9 protein-coding genes and 1 pseudogene are annotated in these 8,186 nt (G+C 30.7%); 4 read left to right on the forward strand and 6 right to left on the reverse strand.

Going from position 1 to position 8,186, the window contains the following annotated elements; genetic code table 11:
• The 3 genes and pseudogenes from AAC053_RS12785 to AAC053_RS12795 all read left to right on the forward strand — a co-directional run.
• A pseudogene (locus AAC053_RS12785) lies at positions 1-132 on the forward strand (arsenical-resistance protein); the annotation flags it as partial.
• Between the two features lie 297 nt (positions 133-429).
• Positions 430-867, forward strand: coding sequence for a GNAT family N-acetyltransferase (locus AAC053_RS12790; RefSeq protein WP_339757327.1), 438 nt, complete (start codon positions 430-432; stop codon positions 865-867).
• A gap of 163 nt (positions 868-1,030) precedes the next feature.
• Positions 1,031-2,206 carry an LETM1-related biofilm-associated protein gene (locus AAC053_RS12795; RefSeq protein WP_339757330.1) on the forward strand — a complete coding sequence of 392 codons (1,176 nt, stop codon included), beginning with the start codon at positions 1,031-1,033 and terminating at the stop codon, positions 2,204-2,206.
• Positions 2,207-2,227: 21 nt separating this feature from the next.
• On the opposite strand, the gene AAC053_RS12800 is transcribed toward AAC053_RS12795, so the two are convergent.
• The 6 genes from AAC053_RS12800 to AAC053_RS12825 are packed head-to-tail and all read right to left on the reverse strand — an operon-like array spanning position 2,228 to position 6,052.
• Positions 2,228-2,983 carry a LytTR family DNA-binding domain-containing protein gene (locus tag AAC053_RS12800; RefSeq protein ID WP_339757333.1) on the reverse strand — a complete coding sequence of 252 codons (756 nt, stop codon included), beginning with the start codon at positions 2,981-2,983 and terminating at the stop codon, positions 2,228-2,230.
• A 44-nt stretch (positions 2,984-3,027) separates the two neighbouring features.
• On the reverse strand, positions 3,028-3,354 hold the full coding sequence (locus AAC053_RS12805) for a 2TM domain-containing protein (RefSeq protein WP_339757336.1): 327 nt from the start codon (positions 3,352-3,354) through the stop codon (positions 3,028-3,030).
• Positions 3,355-3,370: 16 nt separating this feature from the next.
• Positions 3,371-3,715: a 2TM domain-containing protein gene (locus AAC053_RS12810; RefSeq protein WP_339757339.1), complete on the reverse strand. Its 345-nt coding sequence runs from the start codon at positions 3,713-3,715 to the stop codon at positions 3,371-3,373.
• A gap of 4 nt (positions 3,716-3,719) precedes the next feature.
• Positions 3,720-4,037, reverse strand: coding sequence for a 2TM domain-containing protein (locus AAC053_RS12815; protein ID WP_339757342.1), 318 nt, complete (start codon positions 4,035-4,037; stop codon positions 3,720-3,722).
• Positions 4,038-4,048: 11 nt separating this feature from the next.
• The gene (locus AAC053_RS12820; RefSeq protein ID WP_339757345.1) at positions 4,049-5,401 is read right to left on the reverse strand and encodes a histidine kinase; all 1,353 of its coding nucleotides are present in this window, start codon (positions 5,399-5,401) and stop codon (positions 4,049-4,051) included.
• Between the two features lie 15 nt (positions 5,402-5,416).
• Entirely contained in the window at positions 5,417-6,052 is a 636-nt protein-coding gene (locus tag AAC053_RS12825; protein ID WP_339757347.1) for a hypothetical protein, read from the reverse strand.
• A 183-nt stretch (positions 6,053-6,235) separates the two neighbouring features.
• Here AAC053_RS12825 and AAC053_RS12830 point away from each other — a divergent pair, with 183 nt between their 5' ends.
• Complete coding sequence (locus AAC053_RS12830) at positions 6,236-8,092, forward strand: serine hydrolase (RefSeq protein ID WP_339757350.1); 1,857 nt, start codon at positions 6,236-6,238, stop codon at positions 8,090-8,092.
• The last annotated feature ends 94 nt before the right edge of the window (positions 8,093-8,186 follow it).

Genomic DNA, 8,186 nt, shown 5'->3' on the forward strand with positions numbered 1-8,186 from the left:
GTTTTCGGACTGAATTCAGGACAAGCATTTGCAGGAGTCATTGGTCCATTAGTTGAAGTGCCTGCTTTGATTTTATTGGTTCGCGTTTCCTTTTGGTTACGGAAAAAATATTACGGAAAAACCAGTGCTTAAAATAATTTAAATTTGCAATTACATACATGTTAAAATTGATTTTGTGTTCGTCATGTTTCATATTTCGAAGTAACCAACAATACTTACGTTTAAAAATACTGAAAGCGAAATTTTGATCTCACAGTCCCTATAATTTTGGGATAAACGAAGCTTAAGTAGTAAAAAGAGAGTAAGTTATCTTTATTAACGAAGTTAAAACTTCTATTTTTATATTAACCTTAATACACTCTTCTGTACTTTCAAATAAATACTTAAATTTAAGACATGTATAATTAATTGCTTTTTTAATGCCTTTTTATGAATATAATAAAAGCACAAATAGATAACTTAAAAGATTTAGTTCCATTGTTTAATGGTTACAGAATGTTCTATAAACAGTCTTCAGACAAGGATGGTGTTCATCATTTCTTATTAGAGCGATTAAAGAATAAGGATGCCGTAATTTTTGTAGCTTATATCAATGATAAAGCTGTTGGTTTTACACAGCTTTATCCATTACAATCTTCTGTGTCTATGTTAGCCATGTATTTGTTAAACGATTTGTATGTAGATTTTAATCACAGAGGAAAAGGCATAGGGCAGGCATTAATAGAAAAAGCAAAACAGCTTTGTGTTTCTGAGAACAATAAAGGTTTAGCCATACAAACTGCTTACGACAATCCTGCTCAACATTTATACGAAAGATTAGGTTTTGAAAGAGAAACCGATTTACATTTCTTTTGGAATTCTAAATAATTAGATTTATCTATTTCTGCTTAACATTATTAAACTCATTTCATAATTTAACCTCAACTCTGCCAAATAAAAAAGGTGAAAGCGGTTTTATGTTTTTTTAAAAATTGAAATACTTTAAATTTTAAAGAGATAAAAAGTATCTTTATACTATAATTATAGGTCTATGAATCCATCGGCTAATGGCTGGATAAAAAAATTACTAGTAGAAGTTTCTGAAACGATGTATTCTAAAACAGAGACTAATGAGTTTTACGATAAATTAAAACATGCAGGGTTTATATATGGCAGCAATATTAAAGTGGTGCTAGATGTTGTAAAACCCTTTGATTTTACTGAAGAAGAACGCTGTAAAATCAATTTATTATTAACTTACTATTTTATCTATAAGAAGGGGAAACCTATAGAAGGTTTTACAGATAATCTTATTAAGTACTATAAAGCTATTAGCGACCAAAAGCGTTCGTTTTTTGAAGAATTATTTGGAGATAAGAAATCAGATAGTTTATTAGAAAAAATAATTCATAAACGTATTCATATTGATGATAATTTTATTTCAAAAAGTTTTAATTATTTCTTAATCAATGCCCTTTTATTTGTTGATATTTTAGGCTATCTGCGTTTTCTGAAAGACGAAAACGGTATTAAAGATTATGTTAATGATCTTGAATCTGCTTTAGAAACCATTGTATTTTCTGTTATAGATAACAAGTCTGAAAAGACAGAATATGATGACAATCTTATTAAATTGTTTGAAGGGTCTGTGCGTCATAAAAACTCTGAATTACCATCTTATAATGATGCAGTTTCTTTTATCAGTGAACCTTTAGAGAAGCTATATGTTATCGATTTAGTTTGTATGGCATCTTGGACAGATAAGGTTATAGATAAAGAAGAGCGTGAATTTTTAAACCGATTAAAAACTGATTTAGCTTTAGATAGTGACGTTATTATACAATCTGTAGATGATATTAATATATTTTATGATGAGCATAAAGAGGATGTTGCTTTTCTTAGTTCTAAAAACTTAGCACAAAGTTTTTATGACAATAGTAGTAAAGTAGTTTCTAAACTCATAACAAGAAATAGTAAACGACTAATTAAAGAATTATCAGAAAGTAAGGAAGCTATGACACTTTTAGCACAATCTACACAGCGAAATCTTACAGACGATGAGCAGAAGAAAATACAAGTGCAATTAATAGATATTTTTAAGTCTATACCAAGCCTGGCAATTTTTATGTTACCAGGAGGCGTGTTACTTTTACCACTTTTCGTAAAGTTTATTCCTAAGTTATTACCTTCTGCTTTTGATGAAAACAGAATTGAAGATAAAGACTAATATTTACCGTTTATGTTTTAATTATTCTAACCAAATCTTAAAATCCTTTACACGTTCTCTAGCCACAATTATTTCTTGCTCATTAAAATGATTCAGTTTTATTTGTAAACGAGAATTGGTATAACTAACCATGTCTTTAATAGCATTGATATTTATATAGTATTTTCTACTAATTCTAAAGAACACATCTGGCTTTAGTTCATTTTCTAATTGATCTAAAGTAGAATCGAGTAAATAGTTTCTGCCTTCACAGGTAAAAACATAAGTGCCTTTATTTTCGCTATAGATACATTCTATATCTTCTATATTAATTAACTTTAAATGCTGACCAACTTTTACTGAAAATCGCTTTTTGTATTCGTGCTCAATCGGATTAACCAATAGTTTTTTAATATCATTAAAATCTAAAGTAACAGATTGCTTCTGTGGTGCTCTTCCATTGAATTTTTCTACAGCTATTTTTAAATCATTTTCATCAATAGGTTTCAATAAATAATCAATACTATTAAGTTTAAAAGCTTGAAGCGCATACTCATCATAAGCTGTTGTAAAAATTACTGCCGACTTAATATCGATAGCTTCAAAGATTTCGAAAGACAAGCCATCACTTAATTGAATATCTAAAAATATTAAATCTGGATGCTTATTATTTTCAAACCATTCTATAGATTCTTCAACAGAATGCAACATAGTTTCTGCTTCAACATCTATGGATTTCAGCATACGTTGCAAACGCCTTGCTGATGGTTTTTCGTCTTCTATTATAATTACATTCATTTTCTTAAATTCAGTTTATTTATTAACATTTTGATTGAAATATTTCATTCCCAAAACGTTGTTTCTACGTCATCTTTTTCTTTTAAAAACTCTTCTGTTTTTCGGTCTTCCCAATCCTTTTTAAAAATTTGTTTCCCTTTAAAAACATTCAATCCATGTATAATAATAAAAACCGACCAAGCCACTAAAACGCTAAGATTTAAACTTATGATGTTATTTTTGTATGGTCCTTCTTCAATAATATAGAAATTATACAGAATAAGGGCAACAAATACTATATATCCCGCTAAATGAATATAGAAAATCCAAAGCCTCCTAACTTTTTTCTGTGCCCTTAAAAAGAGCTGTTTTTCATCGATGTTCTTTTTCATGGTTCTACTATTTTATTTACTCCCAGCGTTGACGTTCTTTTTCCATGTATTCATCTATTTTTTTGCTTTCCCAATCCTTTCCAAAGAAAAAATTTGGCCCAAAAACACCTAAGAAATGAAATATTAATCCTATTCCCCAAAATGTAGCCGTGGCATAAGGTCCAAAACCTGTAAATCCTTGACCAGAATTAACACCAATTAATATAATTAGAAAGATATTTACAACAACGTAAACTGCGAGATGCCAATAGAATCCAATAATTGCATCTACCTTTTTCTTTGCTCTTAAATAAGCCTCTTCTTTTCTAAAATTAGAAACCTCCTTATCTTTTTCGTAAGGTTCTATGCTATACTTTTCCATACTATTATTTTTTAGAATTTTTTGATAATTCTTTATTCATTAATTCTTCTATTTTACGCTCTTCCCAACCATGCAAAAAAACTACAGATATAAAGTGCATTAATATAACTAATCCCCAAATAGTCCATGAGCTTAAAACATCAATACTTAACAGTTCGTCTATAAAATTATCCCAACTGTTTAAATTATTAGACACTTTAAATCCTGAAATGATGAGATTAATTATTATATAGACCGCTAAATGATTGTAAAATTTCTTCAGTTTATCTACTCTATTTTTAGCTCTTATATATTTTAAATTTGATTCTTGTGCTTTCTTCATAATAGTTAAATTTAATTCCAACGGTTATTCTGGTCTTCCTCACGCATATATTCGTCAATTTTGCGTTTTTCCCAACTACCTCCTAAAGGTCCATTATCTACAAATACTCTATAGGCCTGAAATGCCAAACTTAATCCCCAACCAAACATTGGAAACCAAAACCATTGGATGGTGTGCCGTGAAAATTGATACCAAATAAATATTAAAAAAGGTATAACAAACACATAGGATATTAGGCTATAGTAAAAGCCTTTTAGCTCTTCTACGCGTTTTCGAGCTCTAACATAATCGTTGTTAAGACTTGCTTCTGATTTTTGTGTAGTTCTCATAATTGATACTTGTTTTGTGAGCATAGGAATTGCTACTGCAAAATCCTTCTCTCTTTGATTGATGTGTACTTTTCTATTTGTAAGTAGGTTATAGCGTTGTTTTATGTTTTCTAAACCAACTCCACTACTTTTTTTTACAATTTGTTTAGGCTGAAGATTATTCATGACCACTAAGTGGTCACCATCTTCGTATATTTTAATATGCAACGGCTTGCCAGATGTTACCATATTATGTTTTACCGCATTCTCTAAGAGCAATTGCAATGACAATGGCACTACTTTACTATCTGGATTTGAAGCTTTATCTGGTATCTCGAAAATGATACTATCCTCAAATCGCATTTTTAACAATGACATGTAGGTTTTTGCAAAATTCAACTCTTCATCTACAGTCACTAATTCTTTGCTTTTTTGTTCTAGAACGTAGCGATAGACCTTAGATAATGAGGTTGTAAACTTTTGAGCATTTTTCGGGTTTTCTTCTATTAGACTCGTTAATACATTTAAACTATTAAAGAGAAAATGCGGATCTAACTGGTTCTTTAAAGCATCGAACTGAGCACTTGCAGTACCTGCAATAACCTTCTGTTCTTTTATCTTATTCTTTTGGTATCTATTATAGAAAAAGATAACATGGAATACAGAAATAATTGTAAGTGTTATCCACAGACCAAAAGAATACCCTTGCCATGTCTCTCTATCAATAAACGCTTTAAAATCTAAGTCATATATAACAATAGATATGAATGCTCTTATAAGGAATATACCAATTAACGATATTATTACAGCGCCTATAATTCCTGAAACTATTCTTTTTAAGGTATCTCCAGTTTTCCATTTGCGTTTTTCCAAATAATCAAAAAACGCCAAATTAGAATAACCTAGTACAAAAGCGTATAATTGATAGAATCCAAAATCAATTAAAAATTCATTGACATTTTTAAAATCGAATCCACCAGAAAAAAAGGTTCCAATAATAAATACGATACTTCCTATAAAGAATGTAATAGTGATATTTTTTACTGACTCTGACATAGTACGTTTCGGTATTTATTCTTTACAAGATTTAGACACTTGTTTAGCTCGTTCTTTTCCCCAATTAGGGTGAAATTTGCTTTCTGGTTTAAAGGTATTAAAAAGTTCTATTGATGCCTCTATCTCTTTACAGTAAGGTGCAGTGTCTTGTCTAAAATACTTGGCACTTCCCATTGCCCATTCTGCTTTGCCAAAAACAACTCTTGGGTTATTTGAATCTAGTTCTAAAGCTTTAGCATATAACTCGGTAATTTTCGCTCCATACTTCATCCCATAGGTCATACCATCATAAGCCACCCAATTCGTTAATACCTGTGCTTGCATTACAATTAATTCTGCATTGTCTTTGCTTTTAGTTATAGCCAAATCTATATATTTTTGTGCTTTATCTAACTGTGCTTTTAAAACGGTTTCATCTTTTTCATTCCAACTTTTTAAGCTATTGATTTGAGCAATGTAATAGTTTGGTAACCATTCTTTTGGTTCTGCTTTAGCAATGCGCTCAAACATGTTTTCGGCTTCATCGGTTTTGTCCGCTTGCCATAACTCAAAAGCTTTTGCCATACCTTTTTCGAAATTAGTTTGTGCTTCTACCTGAGAGCTCACAAGGCTAATAATTAAAATAACTGCTATTTTTACTAATACATTCATGAGGTTGAGTTTTAATTTGATACAAATATCTAACACAAAATAAGATCTTTAAAACTAGACTTACCGAATTGTAATAATTGAATGATGAATTGTAATTTTTAGAAAAAACTTCTAAAAAACAGTAACTTAGTAGGGCAATTACATACTAATATTTCATAATTACAATATTAAAACCCAACCAAAATGAAATCAAAAATTCACAAAATCGTTGATAACAATAGAAATTCTTTGAGTAAAAATCGCATTCTTATTATTGCATTAACGCTAATTTATACACTAGGGTTTTCGCAAACAGACAAACGCTTAAAAGGCATTGAAAAACAATTTAACTCTGTTTTAGAAAGTACAAAAGCTGCTGGGTTTGCAGTAGCCATTGTAGAAGGAGATAAAGTTATTTATGCAAAAGGCTTTGGGTATAGCGATTACGAAAACAAAGTCTCAGTAGATGCCAACACACTTTTTGCCATCGGTTCTTCTACAAAAGCATTTACATCTTCGCTTTTAGGATTGCATCGCGAAGCTGATAAACTTTCTTTTGATGATAGCCCGAGAAAATACATACCAGAATTAGAGTTTTATAATAATGATATGAATAACACCATCATTATAAAAGATTTAATGCGCCACAGTACTGGTTTACCAAGACACGATGGTTCTTGGTATTTTTTCCCTAATCCTAGTAAGGACAGTTTAGTGGCACGATTAAAATATCACGAACCTTTCACAGGAGTGCGTCAAAAATGGTATTATAATAATTTTGGTTTTTTAGCACAAGGTGTTATTACTGAAAGAATTACAGGGAAATCTTGGGAAGAAAATATTGAAGAACAATTCTTTAAGCCTTTAGGCATGGATCGCTCTAAAACTACGATTGACGGTATGAAAAAAAGCTCTAACGCTGCTTTTGGATATAAATTAGATGCCGACAGAAATATTGAAAAAACCGATTACTACGATATTTCTGGCATGTCACCAGCTGGTAGCATAAATAGTAGTGTAAACGATATGAGTGCGTGGTTAATCACATGGATTAATAATGGAAAATATAAGGATGAGCAAATTATACCTGAAGCTTATGTAAAAGAAGCGATGAGTTCTCAAATGGTTGTAGCTGCTGGCCTTCCGTCTAAAGAATTACCCGATGCACAATTTGCCAATTACGGTTACGGCTGGTTTTTACACTCTTATAAAGGCCATTATATGGTAGAACATGGTGGCAATATTGATGGTTTTTCTGCTAGTGTTGGCTTTTATCCATCCGATAGTTTGGGTATAGTAGTATTAGCCAATCAAAATGGATCTGCTGTACCAAGGCTAATTAGAAATATTGCAGCAGACCACATGCTTAAAGTTAAAAAAACAGAATGGGCAAAAAAACATAAGGAGGATTTAGAAAAAGCTCTTAAAACCCAAGAGAAAGTTGAAGAAGACAAAGAGCTATCTAATGTAAAAAATACAAAACCATCTCATACAAGAATAGATTATACAGGTTCTTATGCTCATAAGGGCTATGGAAAATTTAATGTTGTTGTTAAAAATGATTCGCTGTTTTCTAAACTCAATAACAAAACACAATATTTAAGCCATTTTCATTACGATACTTTTGAGTTTATAGACGTTAAGGACGGAAAAGTAGATACTACAGGTATTGGTAGTTCTATAAAAATAATCTTTACTACTAATGTATCTGGTGATATAGATTACGGTCGTATTGCAGCAGAGCCAATGGTAGATGCTATTGCTTTTAAACGCACACCAAACACTATAGATGTTGATGCTAAAACCTTAGAACAATATGTTGGCAAATACGATTTAGCTGGTACCGAAATTAAAGCCTATATAAAAGACGAAAATGTACTCTATGTATTCTTAAAAGGCCAACCAGAATATGCGCTCATACCAACAGCAGAAGATAAATTTAACTTTAAAACATTAGAAGGTTTTAAGATAGAGTTTATTAAAATTGACGATAAAATTGCTGAAGTAAAATTTATACAACCTAATGGAATTTTTGTTGCGAAGCGAAAAAGTGAAGATTAAACAGAACTAGTTAAGTAAAATTTGAAATGTATCGTAATTATAAAACGGATAAAGACTACAAAAAACCGTTGTTATCCCGTAAATTTTAATGTTA

Origin of the sequence: uncultured Winogradskyella sp. (assembly GCF_963975125.1) — a bacterium.
GTDB lineage: Bacteria > Bacteroidota > Bacteroidia > Flavobacteriales > Flavobacteriaceae > Winogradskyella.

What these genes read in the sequence shown, in the direction of transcription:
- AAC053_RS12790 (WP_339757327.1), top strand. Translation starts at nt 430, where the DNA reads ATGAATATAATAAAAGCACAAATAGATAACTTAAAAGATTTAGTTCCA.
- AAC053_RS12795 (WP_339757330.1), top strand. Translation starts at nt 1,031, where the DNA reads ATGAATCCATCGGCTAATGGCTGGATAAAAAAATTACTAGTAGAAGTT.
- AAC053_RS12800 (WP_339757333.1), bottom strand. Translation starts at nt 2,983, where the DNA reads ATGAATGTAATTATAATAGAAGACGAAAAACCATCAGCAAGGCGTTTG.
- AAC053_RS12805 (WP_339757336.1), bottom strand. Translation starts at nt 3,354, where the DNA reads ATGAAAAAGAACATCGATGAAAAACAGCTCTTTTTAAGGGCACAGAAA.
- AAC053_RS12810 (WP_339757339.1), bottom strand. Translation starts at nt 3,715, where the DNA reads ATGGAAAAGTATAGCATAGAACCTTACGAAAAAGATAAGGAGGTTTCT.
- AAC053_RS12815 (WP_339757342.1), bottom strand. Translation starts at nt 4,037, where the DNA reads ATGAAGAAAGCACAAGAATCAAATTTAAAATATATAAGAGCTAAAAAT.
- AAC053_RS12820 (WP_339757345.1), bottom strand. Translation starts at nt 5,401, where the DNA reads ATGTCAGAGTCAGTAAAAAATATCACTATTACATTCTTTATAGGAAGT.
- AAC053_RS12825 (WP_339757347.1), bottom strand. Translation starts at nt 6,052, where the DNA reads ATGAATGTATTAGTAAAAATAGCAGTTATTTTAATTATTAGCCTTGTG.
- AAC053_RS12830 (WP_339757350.1), top strand. Translation starts at nt 6,236, where the DNA reads ATGAAATCAAAAATTCACAAAATCGTTGATAACAATAGAAATTCTTTG.